At 60.4% G+C, this 17,347-nt stretch carries 17 protein-coding genes; 13 read left to right on the top strand and 4 right to left on the bottom strand.

The features are described from left to right. Positions 1 to 177 precede the first annotated feature (177 nt). Positions 178 to 717, top strand: a complete 540-nt coding sequence (locus HY795_03855) for a CBS domain-containing protein (protein ID MBI4804351.1) — start codon at positions 178 to 180, stop codon at positions 715 to 717. On the opposite strand, the gene HY795_03860 is transcribed toward HY795_03855, so the two are convergent. The 4 genes from HY795_03860 to HY795_03875 all read right to left on the bottom strand — a co-directional run bounded on the left by HY795_03860 (position 714) and on the right by HY795_03875 (position 7,048). Beyond that, positions 714 to 1,313, bottom strand: a complete 600-nt coding sequence (locus HY795_03860) for a peptidyl-prolyl cis-trans isomerase (protein ID MBI4804352.1) — start codon at positions 1,311 to 1,313, stop codon at positions 714 to 716. The two genes, HY795_03855 and HY795_03860, sit on opposite strands and share 4 nt — an antisense overlap. A 173-nt stretch (positions 1,314 to 1,486) precedes the next feature. Next, positions 1,487 to 2,443 carry a glycyl-radical enzyme activating protein gene (locus tag HY795_03865; protein ID MBI4804353.1) on the bottom strand — a complete coding sequence of 319 codons (957 nt, stop codon included), beginning with the start codon at positions 2,441 to 2,443 and terminating at the stop codon, positions 1,487 to 1,489. Positions 2,444 to 2,575: 132 nt separating this feature from the next. Beyond that, on the bottom strand, positions 2,576 to 5,071 hold the full coding sequence (locus HY795_03870) for a glycyl radical protein (protein ID MBI4804354.1): 2,496 nt from the start codon (positions 5,069 to 5,071) through the stop codon (positions 2,576 to 2,578). A gap of 540 nt (positions 5,072 to 5,611) precedes the next feature. After that, on the bottom strand, positions 5,612 to 7,048 hold the full coding sequence (locus HY795_03875; protein ID MBI4804355.1) for a sigma 54-interacting transcriptional regulator: 1,437 nt from the start codon (positions 7,046 to 7,048) through the stop codon (positions 5,612 to 5,614). Between the two features lie 670 nt (positions 7,049 to 7,718). Between HY795_03875 and HY795_03880 the strand changes: the two genes are divergently transcribed. The 12 genes from HY795_03880 to eutM (HY795_03935) all read left to right on the top strand — a co-directional run bounded on the left by HY795_03880 (position 7,719) and on the right by eutM (HY795_03935) (position 17,329). Continuing rightward, complete coding sequence (locus HY795_03880) at positions 7,719 to 8,831, top strand: ABC transporter substrate-binding protein (protein ID MBI4804356.1); 1,113 nt, start codon at positions 7,719 to 7,721, stop codon at positions 8,829 to 8,831. A gap of 181 nt (positions 8,832 to 9,012) precedes the next feature. Continuing rightward, positions 9,013 to 9,885, top strand: coding sequence for an ABC transporter permease (locus tag HY795_03885; protein MBI4804357.1), 873 nt, complete (start codon positions 9,013 to 9,015; stop codon positions 9,883 to 9,885). Further along, positions 9,882 to 10,730: an ABC transporter ATP-binding protein gene (locus HY795_03890; protein MBI4804358.1), complete on the top strand. Its 849-nt coding sequence runs from the start codon at positions 9,882 to 9,884 to the stop codon at positions 10,728 to 10,730. Before HY795_03885 ends, HY795_03890 begins: the two co-directional genes overlap by 4 nt. 30 nt (positions 10,731 to 10,760) lie before the next feature. Further along, positions 10,761 to 11,567 carry an ABC transporter permease gene (locus HY795_03895; protein ID MBI4804359.1) on the top strand — a complete coding sequence of 269 codons (807 nt, stop codon included), beginning with the start codon at positions 10,761 to 10,763 and terminating at the stop codon, positions 11,565 to 11,567. Positions 11,568 to 11,579: 12 nt separating this feature from the next. Beyond that, entirely contained in the window at positions 11,580 to 12,494 is a 915-nt protein-coding gene (locus HY795_03900) for an ABC transporter ATP-binding protein (protein MBI4804360.1), read from the top strand. A gap of 90 nt (positions 12,495 to 12,584) precedes the next feature. Beyond that, the gene (locus HY795_03905; GenBank protein MBI4804361.1) at positions 12,585 to 13,337 is read left to right on the top strand and encodes a cupin domain-containing protein; all 753 of its coding nucleotides are present in this window, start codon (positions 12,585 to 12,587) and stop codon (positions 13,335 to 13,337) included. A gap of 10 nt (positions 13,338 to 13,347) precedes the next feature. Next, positions 13,348 to 14,349, top strand: coding sequence for a phosphate acetyltransferase (locus HY795_03910; protein MBI4804362.1), 1,002 nt, complete (start codon positions 13,348 to 13,350; stop codon positions 14,347 to 14,349). A gap of 50 nt (positions 14,350 to 14,399) precedes the next feature. After that, a complete protein-coding gene (eutM, locus tag HY795_03915; protein MBI4804363.1) occupies positions 14,400 to 14,675 on the top strand; it encodes an ethanolamine utilization microcompartment protein EutM in 276 nt (91 codons plus the stop codon). A gap of 48 nt (positions 14,676 to 14,723) precedes the next feature. Continuing rightward, positions 14,724 to 16,061: a 4Fe-4S dicluster domain-containing protein gene (locus HY795_03920; protein MBI4804364.1), complete on the top strand. Its 1,338-nt coding sequence runs from the start codon at positions 14,724 to 14,726 to the stop codon at positions 16,059 to 16,061. 4 nt (positions 16,062 to 16,065) lie between these two features. After that, positions 16,066 to 16,620: a BMC domain-containing protein gene (locus HY795_03925; GenBank protein MBI4804365.1), complete on the top strand. Its 555-nt coding sequence runs from the start codon at positions 16,066 to 16,068 to the stop codon at positions 16,618 to 16,620. A gap of 10 nt (positions 16,621 to 16,630) precedes the next feature. Continuing rightward, positions 16,631 to 16,990 carry a BMC domain-containing protein gene (locus HY795_03930; GenBank protein ID MBI4804366.1) on the top strand — a complete coding sequence of 120 codons (360 nt, stop codon included), beginning with the start codon at positions 16,631 to 16,633 and terminating at the stop codon, positions 16,988 to 16,990. 63 nt (positions 16,991 to 17,053) lie between these two features. After that, positions 17,054 to 17,329, top strand: coding sequence for an ethanolamine utilization microcompartment protein EutM (eutM, locus tag HY795_03935; protein ID MBI4804367.1), 276 nt, complete (start codon positions 17,054 to 17,056; stop codon positions 17,327 to 17,329). Positions 17,330 to 17,347: the final 18 nt, after the last annotated feature.

The following is a 17,347-nucleotide window of genomic DNA, read 5'->3' on the forward strand; positions in this document are numbered from 1 at the left end:
TTCCTCCAGGGACTTCAGTCTTGCACCAAAGGGTACGGCACTCTGGGGCAGGCGGGCAACTTGAAATCTCGTGAGCGTAGGGCCTCGCAAGCCAGCAGTCCTTGCCATGCCCGGAGATTTTTGGTTCCCTGTGAAAGACACTACACAGCACCGGCGCGTCAAGCCAGAGGTTCCCACATGCATACCACCCCGGTTACGGACATCATGACCCCTGCCGAGGATTTGCCCTCGATAACTGCCCGGACCAGCCTGATGGAAGCAGCAGAGACACTCAGGCGGAAGACTGCTGACCCTCAGGCCCGGTTGGTCGCGGTGCGCGGCCAGGACGGGGCAGTGGCGGGCATCCTTGGCATGGTTGACCTTCTGCGCGGTCTTAATCCCAAATACGCAGACGCGGGCTTCTTCTCGGACATGGCCGAACATGGAGTAGGTTCGGACATGCTCGGAATGTTCGTGGAGCAATACACCCTGAACCCGGAATCGCTTGGCGCCCTCACCCGGGCCGCATCCACCAACACTGTGGAAAGCTTGCTTGGAGCACCCTCCGAGGACGAAAGCATCGATGCCATGGCCACCCTGGACGTGGCAATCGACCTTATGGTGCTCAAGCGCCGGGACTATCTCCTGGTTACCAGGGGCGAAGAGACCATCGGCGTTATAGACGCTGCCAGCGTGTTCGACCTCCTGTTGAAACAAATCCCGGACGTGAACTCCTAGCGCTGCACCACTTCGGCCTTCAGTATCTCCACCGGCTCGCGGGGCACGTTTTCATAGCCTCCTTTGGTGCCGGTTGGCACGGCCTTGATGGCGTCCACCACCTCCTTGCCTTCCACCACCTTTCCGAAGACCGCATAGCCCCATCCGGCAGGAGTCTTGGCCGTATGGTTCAGCATGGTGTTGTTCACCACGTTGATGAAGAACTGTCCAGTGGCCGAGTGGGGATCGCTGGTGCGGGCCATGGCCACGGTATAGGCCTCGTTTTTCAGGCCGTTGTCAGCCTCGTTTTTTATGGGCGCACGTCCGGGCTTGAGATTCATGTTCTTGTCCATGCCCCCACCCTGGATCATGAAACCGTTGATGACCCGGTGGAAGATAAGGCCGTTGTAATAGCCGTCCTTCACGTACTTCAGAAAGTTCTCAACCGTGGCCGGGGCCTTGGCGGCGTCCAGCTCAAGCACGATGTCGCCCTTGGTGGTGGTCAGCTTCACGAAGTCCTTCTTGCCCTGAGCCAGCGCCGCGCTGGCCCCAAAGGGTGCCGCAGCGCAGGCAAAGCCCAGCAGCATGGCACCGATGACAGCGACAAATCGTTTCATTGCGTTCTCCTCGGGGGTTCATGTGGTTTTTTCGTACCCCGTTAAGAGGATGATACCGCGTCCAGCCCTTGTGGGGAACCCCTGGCCGCAGTCTAGGCAAGAAAAGGCCGCCTCTGGAAAACCCAGAAGCGGCCTGCGACCATCTGTTGCCGATGCACATCAGCCGTGATGCTCTACCTCTCGGAAACCGGGGCGGCCTCGGGCACTCTCTCCGTTTGATCCCCCCTGGCGACGGCTTCAAGCTGCTGAAAGACTCCGCTTGGCAGGGTTACGTCACCCATGGGGGCTTCGCGGTTGAGGAAGAGGTATTTCTGGGTGCCCAGGCGATGGTAGGGAAGAACCTCGTAGGTGACGTTCGGATAGCCTGAGACGAGTTCCCTGATGGCCGAGATGTCCTCTTGCGTATCGTTGAATCCGGGAATGATGGGAGTGCGGACATGCACTGGAAGTGACTGGAAAGCCCCGACAATACGCTTGAAATTGTCGACAATGAGGTCGATGGGCACACCGGTGAATTCCTTGTGGCGCTCCGAATTCAAGCTCTTGATGTCGAACATCAATGAATCCAGCAGACCGCAGACTTCCCGGACCACCTCCCAGGGGGCGTTGCCGCAGGTTTCCATGGCCGTGTTCAACCTGCGACGCCGGGCTTCCCGTAACAATGCCAGGGCGAAGTCCGGCTGGGCCAAGGGCTCGCCGCCGGAGAGGGTGATGCCGCCGCCGGAGCGGGTATAAAACGCGGAGTCCTGTTCCACCACGCGTAGTATATCGTCCACGGTCTTTCGCTGCCCATAGGCGATAACGCCGGAGGCGGGGCAGGCGTCTACGCAGTGTCTTTCGCAGCTGGCGCAGATTTCCCGGTTGAACACCGGTTTGTCGTCCAGCTGGGCTATGGCCTGGTTCGGACAGGCGTTCAGGCAGCGCACGCACTGGGAGAAACCGAGGCAGCGCCCGTCGTTGAAGGCCAGCTCAACCTTGAAGGACTGCGATTCCGGATTGCTGCACCAACGGCAGGACAGGGGGCACCCCTTGAAGAAGACTATGGTGCGGATACCGGGACCGTCGTGGACGGAGTACTTCTGGACGTTGAAGATCACCCCGCTCGTCTTTTTGTCCTCTTGCGATGTCATGTGGCACATCCCGTTCGCCCCTGCGGAGCTGGTTGTAAATTGCGCCGCGTTGCCCTTTATCCGAAACGCAGAAGGGAGACGCCCCTTTTCAGGGCGTCTCCCGCTGCGGCGGCTCTCGCCGCGAAGACAAACCTAACAGGTCTCGTGCACAGTGCGCGCGATCAGGTCGTTCTGCAGATCGGGCGACAGGTCCACGAAGTAGGCGCTGTAGCCGGCGATGCGCACGATAAGGTTGCGGTACTTTTCCGGGTCCTTCTGAGCCGCAACCAGGGTCTCGCGGTTTATCACGTTGAACTGCACGTGCCAGAGCTTCAGGTCGCAGAAGGTGCGGATGAAGGAGATCATCTTGCGCGTTCCCTCATCCCCGGCCAGACACTTGGGGGTGAACTTGATGTTGAGCATGCGGGCCGCGCGGTCGCGGTAGCCGTAGTTCTTGGACGTGTAGTTGGAGAGCAGCACAGCCGTGGGTCCGTTGACGTCCGCGCCGTGGGAGGCCGAAGAGCCGTCGGACAGGGCGGTGAAGGCCCGGCGGCCGTTGGGAGTGGCGCTCACCACCTTGCCGAAGGGCACATGGGAGGTGAAGGGCACGTAGCGCACGTCGTTGTGCATGCCGAGTTCCGGCGAGTACTTGTTGCCGTATTTGACGGACAGGATGTCGATGTCCCTGGCGATGGAGTCGGCGTATTCGTCGTTATTGCCGTAACAGGGCGCGCTCTTGAGCAGGGCGCGCACGTCTTCCTTGCCCTCGAAGTCGTTCCCAATGGCATCGAGAAGCTCGTCCATGGTCAGCTTCTTGTCCTCGAACACTAGCTTCTTCATGGCGGCCAGGGAATCAACCACCGTGCCGTATCCGATGTACTCGAAATAGCCGAAGTTGAGCCCCTCCGGGATCTGCGGAGTGTGCAGGTCCAGGCAGTGCTTCATGCACAGGTCGTGCAGCACGGAGCCCATGGGCTGGGCGAAATGCTTGGCGCGCAGGTTGATGATGACGTGCTGCTGGTAGAAGGCTGTTTTCAAGAACAGCTCGTGCTGCTTGACGTAGGCGTTCCAGAGATCGTCCCAGGTCTTGAACGAGCGGGGGTCTCCGGTTTCCAGGCCCAGCACCCTGTCGCCGTATTTCTTCATGCGGCCGTTGTAGAGCACCATCTCCAGGGCGGCAGCGAAATTGATGTAGGCTCCACCGCTGGTGTAGGTGTCACGATTTGGCATGCGCGCCTCGGTGCAGCCGGACACCGCGTAATCGTAGGCTTCCTCGAAGGTAGCCCCCTTGGACACGTAGAGAGGAATGACCTCTTCGTCGTTAATGAGCTTGGGGAATCCAGCGCCGTCCTTGATAGTCTCGGACACTTCCCACAGGTAGCGCTCGGGGGAGCGCGAGTGGATTCGCGCCGCCAAGTCCGGATAGTGCAGCGGGAACTCGCGCTTGGACTTGAGGAACAGGTAGGTCAGCTCATTGGTGGCGTCGCGCCCGTCCGGGGTTTGGCCACCAATGGTAACGGCCTCCCAGTGGGCGTAGCCTTCGTTGAAGGCGCCGCCAGTGGGGGAAATGTAGAGGTCGATGAACTGGGCCATGCCCACCCACATGCACTCCAGAAGCTCCACGGCCTTTTCCTCGGTCAGGAGGCCTTCTTCCATGTCCTTCTGATAGAAGGGATAGAAATACTGGTCCATGCGTCCGTTGGAGATGATGGTGCCGGTCTTCTGCTCGATGCGCGAGAACATCTGGGTGAACCACTGGGACTGCACGGCCTCGTGGAAGTTGCGGGCGGGGTGTTCAGGCACGCGCTCGCAGATATCTGCCATGGTCAGCAGTTCCTGCTTGCGAGTGGGGTCGGACTCCTTGGCCGCGACCTCGCGGGCCAGGACGGCGTGGCGCTTGGCCCAGTGCACGATGGCGTCGCACACGATGACCATGGCCTCCAGGAAGGGGCGCTTCTCCACGTTGTCCACGGGGCTAAGGGGATCAAGCGCCTCGAGCTTGGCCAGAGCTTCGTCCTTGAGGCTCTTGAAGCCGCGCTTGAGCACCTTGTCGTAATCGTGCACCCACTGAATGGAGGACCTGAAAGACGCGGTCTCGTTCACCACGAAGCGGGAGGCCAGACCTTCGGGGTCGTTGTAGGTCAACTTGTGGACGTCGGGCGGCAGCGCCTTGTTGAGGGCCTCGTGGAAGGTCTTGCCCTTCCAGTAGGGGGCGATCTCCTCGATGACCACCTTGGCGTCTTCGGGAGTGATGTAAGAAGGGGATTCCTTGCGCTTGGGCAGCTCTTCGATGGCCAACCCAAGGAAATCGCCGTCCAGCTCGGGATACAGGATGCCGTAACGCCCCTGGCACCCGGCCCGGCCGGCAAGCAACTGGTTGTCGTCGATGTAGACGGTCATGTTCTCGGCAATGTGCTTGAGCGCCTTGGCCCAACGCAAAACCAGAGCCTGTCCTTCGGTCTCTTTCATGGACTCGGTGAAATATTTGGCCCGCTCCACGTCGATCCGGGGTTTTACCCCGTCGAAGCTCTCAAGGATGGTGAACACCCTTTTGTGCGTTGCCCGGAACTTGTCTTCCTTCCCCTCGATCTTGTCCTGGAGACGTTGCTCGTGCGAACTGTAAGCTTCGCAACAGATAGGATTCAACATGGCGTACCCCTCTCCTACCGATGTATTTGAAATGCGGTTTTGTTGGACGCGTGAACCGGCGTCATGGGGCGTCTTGGAGCACGCCCTCAAACATCCTTAGCAACGCGTATGCCGGTTTCTTCGGTCAAGAGCTGGGGAGAAGGCTGCTCAACACATAAAGCATTATATCTTAGCATGTTGCATACAACATCTTTTTAATTGGCCGATTCTTTCGCGCAAACACCGCAAGAGACTTACAGGTGATGCAGAAGAGATTAGTTCATATATAACAGGATGTTAGTTTGGCCCATTTGGAATCCCCCTCATTTACGTTCAATCGGGGGCCTCCCTAGGCGCATGAGATTTGAATGTTGAAAAGGAACGAGCTGCTGCATATTTGCAACACATCGTGCCCCACACCTGAACAAGTTACGTGATTTAAATGTGTTAGACTATGTTGCAAAAATGCGACATGATGCAATTTTTAGCTGCATCACAATGCAAAAGAATTCGCCCAAGAAATGGACTCTGCAGAGCTTCGAATACCCTCTTGAGCAGATTCTAATCAGACTCGTTTCCAGAGGTACCCGAATCGGACTGGGTCGAAGGCTGCTCGGGGTCTTTGATCTGGAGTTTCCGGAAAATGGTGGTCCTGTTCACTCCGAACAGCTTGGCCACCTTGCTGACCGACCCGTGGGTGTCGAGCGCATCCTGGATGAGACCCCGTTCTATGTCCGCCATGATCTCCTTGAGCGGCTTGCCCGAGGCGGTGTCTATGTGGCAGGCCAGGGAAGCTGCCAAAACCATGGGCTTCTGCTCGTCGAGCATGGCCCCGGGCAGGTCGCTCAATTCAACCGCCTCCCGTTCGCAGGTGATCACCAGGCTCTGGACCATGTTCTCCAGTTCGCGGACGTTTCCCGGCCAACGATAGGCCTTCATGGCCTCTTCCACCATGGGCGAAAAGAATCTGCGCTTGCGATATCTTGTGGCGTATTTCTCCAGAAAATGCCTGGCCAGAGGCAGGATGTCCTCCGGCCTCTCCCGCAGAGAAGGAATGTTGATAACGGCCACGCGAAGCCTGTAGTAGAGGTCGCTTCGGAAGTTTCCGCGCTTCACCTCCTCGGCCAGATCGCGGTTGGTGGCGGCAATGATGCGCACATCCACCTTCTTGGACTGTGTGGAGCCCACCCGGACCACTTCCTGGTCCTGCAAAACCCGCAAAAGCTTTGACTGCATGATCTGGGGCAATTCGCCGATCTCATCCAGGAAGATAGTCCCCTTGTCCGCCATTTCGAAGAAGCCGATCTTGCCCTTGGTGAGAGCTCCGGAGAACGCGCCGGGGGCATAGCCGAACAGCTCGGATTCAATGAGGTTTTCCGGGATGGACGCGCAGTCGACCTTGAAAAAAGGCCTGTCGTGGCGCGTGCTCTGTTCGTGGATGTTCCGAGACAGCACGTCCTTGCCCACGCCGGTTTCGCCCAGGAGAAGCACCGTAGCGTCGGTCGGGGCGATACGCTGGAGCTGCTCGACGACCCGGGTCATCTCCTTGCTGGTGAGGATGAGCGGGCAGCGCTGAGTCTTCTGCTTGTTCAGGTAATCGAAGTTTTTGTGATACTTTTCGATAAGTTCGCGCTGCTCGGCGATCTGATCCTTCATCTGGGACATGATGGTGATATCCCGGGCGTAGGTGACCACCAACGCCACCTCCCCCTTGTCGTCGAAGATGGGGTATCCGCTCAAGACCATGCGCCGCCCGTGCATATTGGTCTGCACCCGCGTCACTGGCTTCCCGGTCTCCACTATCTCCGGATTCAGGGCTATGTTGTAGACTCCCCTTTCCTTCAGCTCCCGAACATTCAGTCCCAGCAGTTCCTCGCGCTTGAGCCCCGTAAGCCGCTCGTACATGGTGTTGACCCTAAGGGACGTGCCGGATTTGTCCGTGATGTAGACACCATCCGAGAGTGTGTCCAAAATGCTGTCCAAATAGCCACAGAGCATGGACGCTGTCTGATCACCATTGTTCATCGCGCGCACCCCTTTGGGCGGTATGGTATACCTGTAAAAGCCGGCGGTCTGCACCGGCACATGCAAAGCTCGTGCGTTTCAAGCCGGATTCAGCACACGGCTTACGGGTTTGACTTAAATATAAATCCTGTATAATCAGGGAATTAGCAAAAGCAGCCTGTTTTCCCCGACCCCCAGCCTTTCTGCGTATGAATATCGCAAATATCGTCGTTGCAAATTCGCACCACAGTTGCATTATCGCAACGCTATTCGAGAGACAACACCCTGGCTTGTGAATTTTGTGTCATTAAGAATAATACCTATTATCCAGAGTTGCAATTCTGCACCACCGGTGCGCCGGGTTTCTTCCCGATTCCTTAACACGAAGAGGGAACTGCCGGACAACCCAGCAATCAAGCCCTTCTGCGCCGGTACAGGCAACGTAAACAGGTTGGTACCGGTTTTGCTCTTATACTTTCCGCCAAGACCAGCCCGACGTTCCGCGCAGCTTAAGCTGAGGTCTGGCGCAACTTTACAGGGCTTTAACAGGAGGAACATCCTGAAACAGTGGGGATAGGACGATCCGGACCGCACCGGCCGCAAGCCGGGCGCCGGAGGGGCCTGAAACGCTTCAGGCCTTGCCGTGCAACCGAAGGAGGGAACAATGAAAGTGTTTCGACGCATCTTCGGATTTTTAGCTCTGCTAACGCTTTTCGCCGCCAGCCAGGCCTTGGCTGAAAAATTCGTGGTCGGCTACCAGCCCTATGACACCATCTCCTACCAAGCCATCATCAACTCCGAACTGGGCCTTTGGAAGAAGTACGTCCCCCAGGGCACTGAAATCGAATTCCAGGGTGCCCTGCAAGGCACTGTCGTGGCCAACAACATGTTGGCCGACAAAGCCCACATCGGCTACATGAGCGTGATGCCCGCAACCATCCTCTGCTCCAAACCCGAGCAGGCGGAAATAAAGATGGTGGCCACCGCTGGCATGTCCGAAGGAACCCGCTGTTCGCTGGTCCTGGTCAAAAAGGACGCCCCCCAGTTTAAAAGTAACGAGGAACTGGCCCGCTGGCTCGACGGCAAGGTCATCGCCGCTCCCAAAGGCAGCGCTTCGGACCAATACCTGCTCAAATTCTTTGAAAAGTATAACGTCAAACCCGCCGAATACCTGAACCAGTCCATCGAAGTCATCGGTACCAACTTCCGCATCGGCAAGCTCGACGCGGCCTCCCTGTGGGAGCCCACGCTTTCGCGCATCGCCTCCGATGTGGGCGAAGGCGTGTCCCGCATCGTGGCCGACGGCCGGGCCTGCGACAACCCGGACCTGGGCATGGTGGTCATGCGCAAGGATTTCATGGACAAGTATCCTGAAGTGGCCAAGGGCTACCTGCGCGCCGAACTGGAAGCCCAGCGTTACCTGCTCGATCCCAAGAACTGGTCCAGTGTTATCGATATGGTGTCCAAGCACGCCACCGGCGTTCCCAAGAAGGTGCTCTGGTACTCCATCTACGGCCAGGTTCCCGCAGACTCCAAGAACCCCGTTCGCGAGTGGAAGTCCTTCTACTTCAACGAAGCGGAAAAGAAGAACATCGCCGAAGTGGCCCCGTTCCTCTTGAAGGACAAGAGAATCAAGGACGTTCCCAAGCCCGGCACCGTGGACGACTCCATGGCCCGCCAGGTGTTCAAGGACGCCGGCTACACCCCGGTGAGCGACAAGGTCACCTTGGGCGAGATCAAGGGCGCACCCGCCAGCGCTTGCCCCTTCAAGGATTAGGACACGCCCCCCGGGCCGACCCACACGGCCCGTCCGTCCCCAGGCGCGCGGCGCTCGCCGCGCGCCCTTCCGGGGAGGGCGACCGGCCAAGCGGACGAAGTATGTCTTCGCTTGCTTGAGGCCCTGGCAACAGCCCCCGCAAAGACGACACTGCGGGAAACGACAAGGTGGAGGCCTTTCCGTGACTAACGCAGAAGCGACAACGGCGAACCAGGGCAATGCCCCGACCTCCTGGCAGATCACCCTGTTCAGCCTCAGACAGTGGCTAAAAAGCACTGGACCGTATCTGAACCTCGCGGGCATCGTGGGATTCATCATCCTCTGGTATCTTTTCACCGAGAAGTTCAAGCTCCCGTGGTTCAACAAGCTGCCCGGCCCCTTGATGGTCTACAGGGAATGGGTATCCCCGGACCCGTCCTACGGGATATCCATCTATACGCCTGAGTATTACCATCACATACTGATCAGCATCTGGCGCGTGATCCAGGCATTCCTGCTGGCCACAATCCTGGGCGTGCCCATCGGGCTCTTCATGGGGTGGAAGAAGGTCTTCAAGGACTACACCTTCCCCTTGCTCGAGACCCTGCGCCCCATCCCCATGCTGGCCTGGGTGCCGCTGTCCATACTCATGTGGCCAGGCCGGGAAGCCTCAATCATCTTTCTGACCTTTTTGGGTTCTTTTTTCGCCACGGTGCTCAACACCCTGCTGGGCGTGGAATCCATCGACGAGGTGTACTTCAGGGCCGCAAGTTCGCTTGGCGCCAAATCCAAGCATGTGTTCTTCAAGGTCATCCTGCCGGGATCGCTGCCCTTTATTTTCACCGGCCTGCAAATCAGCATGGGCTACGCCTGGTTCTCGCTTGTGGCCGGTGAAATGCTCTCCGGCGAATACGGCCTTGGCTACCTGATCTGGAACTCGTTCATCATGGTTCAGTACCCGGTCATCGTTATCGCCATGGTTACCCTGGGCGTGATCGGCTGGCTCTCCAGCGCGCTCATCCGCATGGTGGGCGATCGCCTGATGCAATGGAAAGTAAGAGAGGATGCCCGATGAATACTGGCGACGCTTCTTCACCCAAAAGCCGCGGACAGATAAGCATCCGCAACGTCTCCAAGGTGTACGATCCCGACGGCGCGAAAGTACTGGCCGTGGATGACTGCTCCATGGAAATCGAGGCCGGAGAGTTCTGCGTGGTCGTGGGGCCTTCCGGATGCGGCAAGACAACCCTGTTAAACGCCATTGCCGGATTCCATGGCATTACCTCGGGCGAGATACTCCTCGACGGACAGGTGCTTTGCAACGCGGGCAAAAAGGCCGCGCCTGGCTCCGACCGCATAGTGGTTTTCCAGAACGGAGCCCTGTTCCCCTGGTACACTGTGCTCGAAAACGTGACCTTCGGCCCGGTGGTTCAGGGTGGAGTCTCTGACCGGGACGCAAAGGACAAGGCCAGGGAAATGCTTGGCCAGATGGGCCTCCAGGGCATCGAGAACAACTACCCCAGCGAAATATCCTCCGGCATGCGCCGGCGGGTGGAAATCGCCAGGGCCATGATGAACGACCCGAGCGTCATGCTCCTGGACGAACCCTTCCGGGCCATGGACGCCCTGACCAAGACGGTGGTCCACCAGTTCCTGCTCGACGTCTACGACAAGAGCAAGAAGACCATCTTCTTCATCACCCACGACCTCGAGGAGGCCATCTTCCTGGGCTCCAAGGTCTACATCATGACCACCAGGCCAGCGCAGATAAAAACCATCCTGGACGTGGACATCCCCAGGCCCCGCGACTTCCGTGCCCTCTCCTCCTCCACCTACATCAGGCTGAAGAAGGAATGCATCGAGGCAGTGCACGAAGAGGCCCTGAAGGCCTTCACCGCCGGCGAGCGGGAAATGGCCTAGAAACGGGCCCAACATACCGGAGATTTCGCCATGGCAACAGCAGGCAGCCAACAGTTCAATTGGGTCAAGCTCAAGAAGAAGATATTCAGCAGGTCAGCATACCGCGGTATCTTGTCCATCATCATATTCACGGTGTTGTGGGAGATATGCTCGCGCCTGAATGCGCCCATCATCGGCAACGTCCCACCTCCATCGGCCGTCCTGGCCGCCCTGGGCAAGCAGCTCGTCAGCGTGGAGTACTGGTTGTCCTGGCGCGACAGCTTCGTACGCATTCTGTCCGGCTTTGCCATAGCCCAGGTTCTGGGTATTCCGATGGGCCTGCTGCTTGGCGTAAACCGTACCGCCAGGGAGCTCATCTATCCCCTGTTCGAGATCATGCGGCCCATCCCGCCCCTGGCCTGGGTGCCGGTGGCGGTGATCTTCTGGCCGACCACCGAACTCTCCATGATGTTCGTCACCTTCCTCGGTGCCTTCTTCACCATGGTCCTAAACATCGTGGGCGGAGCCCGCAGCATAGACTCCCGCTACGTCCGGGCGGCCCACTCCCTGGGCTCCACGCGTTCGGACATCTTCTGGCGGGTAATGCTTCCGGCCACCCTGCCCAGCATCGTGGTGGGCATGACCGTGGGAATGGGCATCACCTGGGCCGTGGTTGTAGCCGCGGAAATGATCGCCAGCCGTTCGGGCCTGGGGTTTCTGACCTGGAGAGCATACGTGGCGGGTGAATACCCATTGATCGTTATCGGCATGATGAGCATCGGCATCGCAGGCTACATTTCCTCGGCCCTTATCCGCCTCATCGGCAGCCGCCTGACCCCGTGGTTGCGGGTCTACTAAGGAGCACTTCTCATGAGCCAGACCCAACTGACCGCCGGCATGGGCGCCGGAGAAATGGTGGTGACGAACGTTTCCAAGGGCTTCGGCCTTGGCCCCTTGCACCAGCAGGTGCTGTGCAACTGCTCCTTCACCCTGGAGAAAGGCAAGCTGACCGTGCTCATCGGGCCCTCGGGCTGCGGGAAAAGCACCCTGGTCAACGTGCTGGCCGGGTATGAAGCTCCGGACACCGGCACTGTCTGCCTGGATGGCAAAAGTGTTTCCGAACCGGGCCCGGACCGTCTGGTGGTGTTTCAGGAAACCGCGCTGTTCCCCTGGATGACCACCTATGAAAACGTGAGCTACGGCCCGCGCGTGCAACGCAAGCTCCCGGAAGAGGTGTTCGCCAAGGAGACCATGAAGCTCCTGGAACTCGTTGGTCTCCAGGACTTCAAGGACAAATACCCATCTCAGCTCTCCGGCGGCATGCAGCGCAGGGCCGAACTGGTCCGAGCCATGATCAACCAGCCCAAGGTGATGCTCATGGACGAGCCCTTCCGGGGCCTGGACGCCATGACCCGTGCACTCATGCAGGAGTACTACGTCCGCCTGTTCGAGGAGCACCGGGGAACCAACCTCTTTGTCACCTCCGAGCTTGAGGAGGCCATCTTCCTGGCCGACAGGCTGCTCATTCTCACTAACAGGCCAGCCAGCGTGAAGAAAGAGATCGAAGTGTGCCTGCCAAGGCCACGCGAATTCAGCATGCTTACCTCCAAAGCCTACCAGGATTGCAAGATGGAGGCCCTGGAGCTTCTCCACGAAGAGGCCATGAAGTCCTTCGCCTCGGGTGCCGTCAACGCCGCGGACTTCCTGGAAGCCTGCTCCCAGATGGGCCAGGACCAGGCCGTGCCTTCATGCAAGGCGGACGAAAGCGGTTCCCCAAGGCACTAGACATTTGTGCCGAGGGCCTCACGGCCTGTGTCGCGGCGTTTCCGGCCAATCACGGCCCAAAGATTCGAGGAGTTGCCCCTGGAGGCACGCATGGCCAAGCGAATCATCACGGAAGCGGACATCCTGAAGGCGCACGCCGACGGAGCCAAGGAACTGCCCGCTTCGTCCGGGGAATGCATCGTCACTGAACAGGCGAGGGACAGGGCGCTCGAGCTGGGCATAGCCCTGACCGGCGATTGCGCGTCCGACGGCTGCTGCCCCATAAGTCCCGCGAGTCAGGGAGGCGGCCCTGGCATTTCAGGCCCTGCGGTCCGGTCCGGTTCGGGAACGGACGCTTCGCGCGGATCCACGGACACCGACCGTCTGGTAAGCCAGGTCGTGGCCGTCATGCGCGACAAGCTTCCTTCCGGCGCTGATGACGCCATGGTGGAACGCCTGGTGCGCGAAGCCGTGGCCTCCAAACTTGCTCCGGCCTCTCAAGGTGCCGCCTCAGCCGAGCCCATGGCCGACGAGACCGGCGTCCGTTTCATAGACTCCGCAAAGCTCTTAGCCCAAAGCGGCCAGGTCCCCCTGCCGGGAAAAGCCGTGCTGGCCGAAGCTCTGGGCCGGGCAGGGGAAACCAAGCTCGCTGCCGGGTATCTCTGTTGGGAACGGGCCTCCTTCAACCGGGTGGTGGACGCCCCCGAGGTGGGGGTGGTCATCGCCGGGGAGCTCCATCTCACCGTGGGCGGCCAGACCATGATCGGCAAACCGGGCGACATGATCTACCTGCCCAAGGGCGCCAAGGTCATCTACAGCACTCCTTCCAAGGTCACGTTGGCCTGCGTCAACGGACCGGCCTAGGCAGCGCCCCATGGACATACTTGACCGCTGCGTGCGTGCCTGCCGGGAAAAGCCCGGTGTCGTGGTCTTCCCGGACAGCCTGGACCAACGCGTTCTGGCCGCTGCCGCCCAACTGAAGGATGAAGGCCTGGCCGAACCAGTGCTCATGAGTTCCCCTTTCGCGGTCCGAGAAAAGTTGCGTGGAGCAAATATTAGCCCCGCCGGGCTGAGCGTGGTGGACCATTCAAGCCCGACCCTTCTCAAGAAAAACGCCGAGACTTTCTTCGCCATCCGCCAGGAAAAAGGAAAGCCCGTAACTGAAGAGGATGCCGAGAGGGCCATGCACTGTCCCCTGGCCGCATCCGCCATGATGGTCAGGCGTGGCGAGGTGGAAGTCGGGGTGGGGGGGAATCTGTCCTCCACCGCGGACATGCTGAAGGCTGGCCTGGCCATCTTGCCTAGGAAGGCGGGCATCAAGACCGTTTCCAGTTTTTTCCTCATGGTCTCGCCTGATGGCCAGCGCCAGTTCGTGTTCGCCGACTGCGCGGTGGTTCCCGAGCCCACGTCAGAGATTCTGGCGGACATCGCCATCGCCTCGGCGGGCATGGCCCACACGCTCCTGGGCGAGGACCCCAGAGTGGCCCTTCTCTCGTTCTCCACCAAGGGCAGCGCGGAACATCCCAGGGCGGCCATGGTCCGGGACGCCGTGGACCTGGTGAAGAAGCGCGCCCCGGACATCTCCGTGGACGGAGAGCTGCAGTTCGACGCAGCCTCCCTGCCCGAGGTGGCGGCCCTGAAGGCCCCGGGCAGCGTTCTGGAAGGCCGGGCTAATGTCTTCGTCTTCCCGTCTCTCGAGGCCGGGAACATCGGCTACAAGATGGTGGAACGCCTGGCGGGGTATACAGCCCTTGGGCCATTCCTCCAGGGATTCGAGGGTGGCTGGCACGACCTCTCCAGAGGGTGCAGCGCCAAGGACATTTTCAAGGTCGCCGTTATTGGGCTGTGCCTACGGCGTGGCCAACTGCCCCATTAGGGGATTGGCCGGGTTAACCGCCAACACGAAGGAGGCTTTGCATGGATTCCATGGACGCATTGGGCATGATCGAAACCCGGGGGCTGACCGCCCTCATCGAAGCGGCAGACGCCATGGTCAAGGCCGCGCGCGTGCAGTTGGTGGGCTACCAGCAGATCGGCGGCGGACTGGTCACGGCCCTGGTGCGCGGTGACGTGGCCGCCTGCAAGGCAGCCACCGACGCCGGAGCCGCAGCGGCCAAGCGCGTGGGCGAAGTCATCGCCGTACACGTCATCCCCCGCCCCCACGGCGACCTGGAAGACGTGTTCCCCCTCAAGAGGAAATAACCGGAATACCCGAGGGAGCCACGCGGCATGTCAGCACAGAGCGGCGTCTTGGACGCAGCGGCATTGATCCAGGCTGTCCGCCAGTCAGGAGTGGTCGGCGAGGGCGGTGCCGGGTTCCCGGCGCACGTCAAGTACGGCGCGCAGGTTGGAATCGTCATCGCCAATGGCTGCGAATGCGAACCGCTCCTGTACACCGACCAGCACCTCATGCGCCTTCACGCCAAGGACATCGTCCGGGCCCTCTCGGCAGTGATGAAGGCGGTGGGGGCTGGCCGCGGGGTGGTGGCCATCAAAGCCAAGTACCAGAACGTGGCGAAGGTCCTCGAAGAGCCATGCGCCACGGCTGGAGTGGAGTTGGCCCGGTTGGACAACTTCTACCCGGCCGGGGACGAACATATCCTGGTGCATGAAATCACGGGCCGAACCATTCCGCCACTGGGCCTTCCCAAGGAAGTGGACGCTCTCGTGGCCAATGTGGGAACGCTCGTAAGCGTGGCCAGGGCCATGGAAGGCGTACCCGTCACCAGGAAGGTGCTCACCGTGACCGGCGATGTGGCCAGGCCCGGAATACTCGATGCGCCAATCGGCATGAGCCTGACCGAATGCCTCGACCTCTGCAGCGGAGCCTCCATAGCCGATCCCGTCTTTTTGCTGGGCGGCCCCATGATGGGCCGCTTCATCGAAGACGCGCAGGCCCTGTCCCGGGCCGTGGTCACCAAGACCACGGGCGGGCTCATCGTGCTGCCCCGGGGGCACTACCTGCACGAGGCGGCCACGCTCTCGCCAGAAGTCATGCGCAAGCGCGCTTCAACCGCCTGCATCCAGTGCAGGTACTGCACGGACATGTGTCCCAGGTATCTGGTGGGGCACGCCTTTGAGACCCACAAGGTCATGAAGGCCTTTGGAGCCGGAGTGGATGCAGCCCAAGGGGCGCAGCAGGCAATGCTCTGCTGCGAATGCGGTGTGTGCGAGCTGTTCAGCTGCCCCATGCGGCTCTCCCCCAGGCGCATCAACTCCCTGTTCAAGGCGAGCTTCAGGGAACGCGGCCTGCGTTACGAAGGTCCGCGTGAAGTCCGCCCCCAGCAGGCGGCCCTGCGCCCGTACAGAAAAATCCCAACGCCTCGCCTGGCCATAAAGACCGGCCTGGCCGGATACCTGGACATCCATCCAGAGTTCATGGGCGAGTGCGCACCCAGTACAGTCCGCATTCCCCTGAGCCAGCATATCGGAGCCCCGGCCGAGGCCGTGGTCAAACCTGGAGACGCGGTGGCACCGGGAGACGTGATCGGTGAAATCCCGGAAGGCGCTCTGGGCGCTCGCGTCCATGCCTCCATCCGGGGAGTGGTTACGGAAGCCGGCGACTCGGTCGTCATAGAAGGAGCCTAACGTGATGACCAGACTCCAGGCCGTGGGCATGATCGAGTTCAACAGCATCGCTGCTGGGATCGAAGCGGCGGACGCCATGCTGAAGGCTGCCAGCGTCTCGCCGCTGATCATGAAGACCATCTGCCCGGGCAAGTTCGTGGCCGCCGTGCACTCGGACGTGGCCTCGGCCAAAGCAGCAGTGGGCGCCGGTCTCGCCTGCGGAGCCGATACGGTTGTGGATCATTTCCTTATTCCCAACATCAGCCAAAGCGTCATCTCGGCCCTTTCCTGCGCAGTGGAACATGTGCGCGGATCCGCCGTGGGCGTGATCGAAACATTTTCGGCAGCCTCGTCCATCGTGGCCGCCGACGTTGCCGTTAAAACAGCGGAGGTGGATCTCATCGAGGTGCGCCTGGCCATGGGGCTTGGCGGCAAGGCCATCTGCCTGATGGCGGGTGACGTGGCGGCCGTGCAGGCCTCGGTGTCGGCCGGGGCGGCGGCGGTGGCCGAGTCCGGACTCTTGGTGCGCAAGGTGGTGATCCCTGGCATGACGCCTGAACTTTTGCCCTACATCATGTGAGGAGGGGCTCGTGGCTTTAGACCAAACAAAACCATCCCAAGGCGACGCGCTGGGCTTCGTGGAAGTATTCGGCCTGACAGCTGCCATCGAAGCTGCGGACGCCATGGGCAAGGCCGCCCGCGTACGAGTGAAAAGCGTGTGCAACGCGGACGCCGGGATATTGAGCGTTGTCTGCGAGGGAGATCTCGCGGCCTGCAAGGCGGCGGTGGATGCGGGCAAGGCCGCTGCCGAACGCCTGGGGGGGCTTCTTTCAAGCAACCTGATCGCACGGCCCTACTCCGACACGGACGTTCTGGTCTCGGAGCACGTGGGCTCCATGTTCAAACCTAAGAAGGCCGCTCCTCCCAAACAGGCCAAGGCGAAGAAATAATACGTCCGGACCGTGAAGGCTCTCCGGGACTCTCATAACCGAAAAGACGCAAGGAGAAGGACCATGGATGCTCTGGGCATGATCGAAACCAAGGGACTCACAGCGCTTATCGAGGCGGCCGACGCCATGACCAAGGCAGCGCGAGTGCAGCTGGTGGGCTACGAGAGGATCGGCGGCGGGCTGGTCACCGCCCTGGTGCGCGGCGACGTGGCCGCCTGCAAGGCCGCCACCGATGCCGGTGCCGCAGCGGCCCAGCGGGTGGGCGAAGTGGTCGCGGTACACGTGATCCCCCGCCCCCACGGAGACCTGGAAGGCATCTTCCCCTTAACAAAGAAATAGCTGGCACACCTGTCGGAC

Origin of the sequence: Desulfovibrio sp. (assembly GCA_016208105.1) — a bacterium.
In the GTDB taxonomy this organism is placed as follows: Bacteria; Desulfobacterota; Desulfovibrionia; order Desulfovibrionales; family Desulfovibrionaceae; genus Fundidesulfovibrio.

Coding starts and splice junctions, on each gene's coding strand:
- HY795_03855 (MBI4804351.1), top strand. CDS start 178: ATGCATACCACCCCGGTTACGGACATCATGACCCCTGCCGAGGATTTG.
- HY795_03860 (MBI4804352.1), bottom strand. CDS start 1,313: ATGAAACGATTTGTCGCTGTCATCGGTGCCATGCTGCTGGGCTTTGCC.
- HY795_03865 (MBI4804353.1), bottom strand. CDS start 2,443: ATGACATCGCAAGAGGACAAAAAGACGAGCGGGGTGATCTTCAACGTC.
- HY795_03870 (MBI4804354.1), bottom strand. CDS start 5,071: ATGTTGAATCCTATCTGTTGCGAAGCTTACAGTTCGCACGAGCAACGT.
- HY795_03875 (MBI4804355.1), bottom strand. CDS start 7,048: ATGCTCTGTGGCTATTTGGACAGCATTTTGGACACACTCTCGGATGGT.
- HY795_03880 (MBI4804356.1), top strand. CDS start 7,719: ATGAAAGTGTTTCGACGCATCTTCGGATTTTTAGCTCTGCTAACGCTT.
- HY795_03890 (MBI4804358.1), top strand. CDS start 9,882: ATGAATACTGGCGACGCTTCTTCACCCAAAAGCCGCGGACAGATAAGC.
- HY795_03895 (MBI4804359.1), top strand. CDS start 10,761: ATGGCAACAGCAGGCAGCCAACAGTTCAATTGGGTCAAGCTCAAGAAG.
- HY795_03900 (MBI4804360.1), top strand. CDS start 11,580: ATGAGCCAGACCCAACTGACCGCCGGCATGGGCGCCGGAGAAATGGTG.
- HY795_03905 (MBI4804361.1), top strand. CDS start 12,585: ATGGCCAAGCGAATCATCACGGAAGCGGACATCCTGAAGGCGCACGCC.
- HY795_03910 (MBI4804362.1), top strand. CDS start 13,348: ATGGACATACTTGACCGCTGCGTGCGTGCCTGCCGGGAAAAGCCCGGT.
- eutM (MBI4804363.1), top strand. CDS start 14,400: ATGGACGCATTGGGCATGATCGAAACCCGGGGGCTGACCGCCCTCATC.
- HY795_03925 (MBI4804365.1), top strand. CDS start 16,066: ATGACCAGACTCCAGGCCGTGGGCATGATCGAGTTCAACAGCATCGCT.
- eutM (MBI4804367.1), top strand. CDS start 17,054: ATGGATGCTCTGGGCATGATCGAAACCAAGGGACTCACAGCGCTTATC.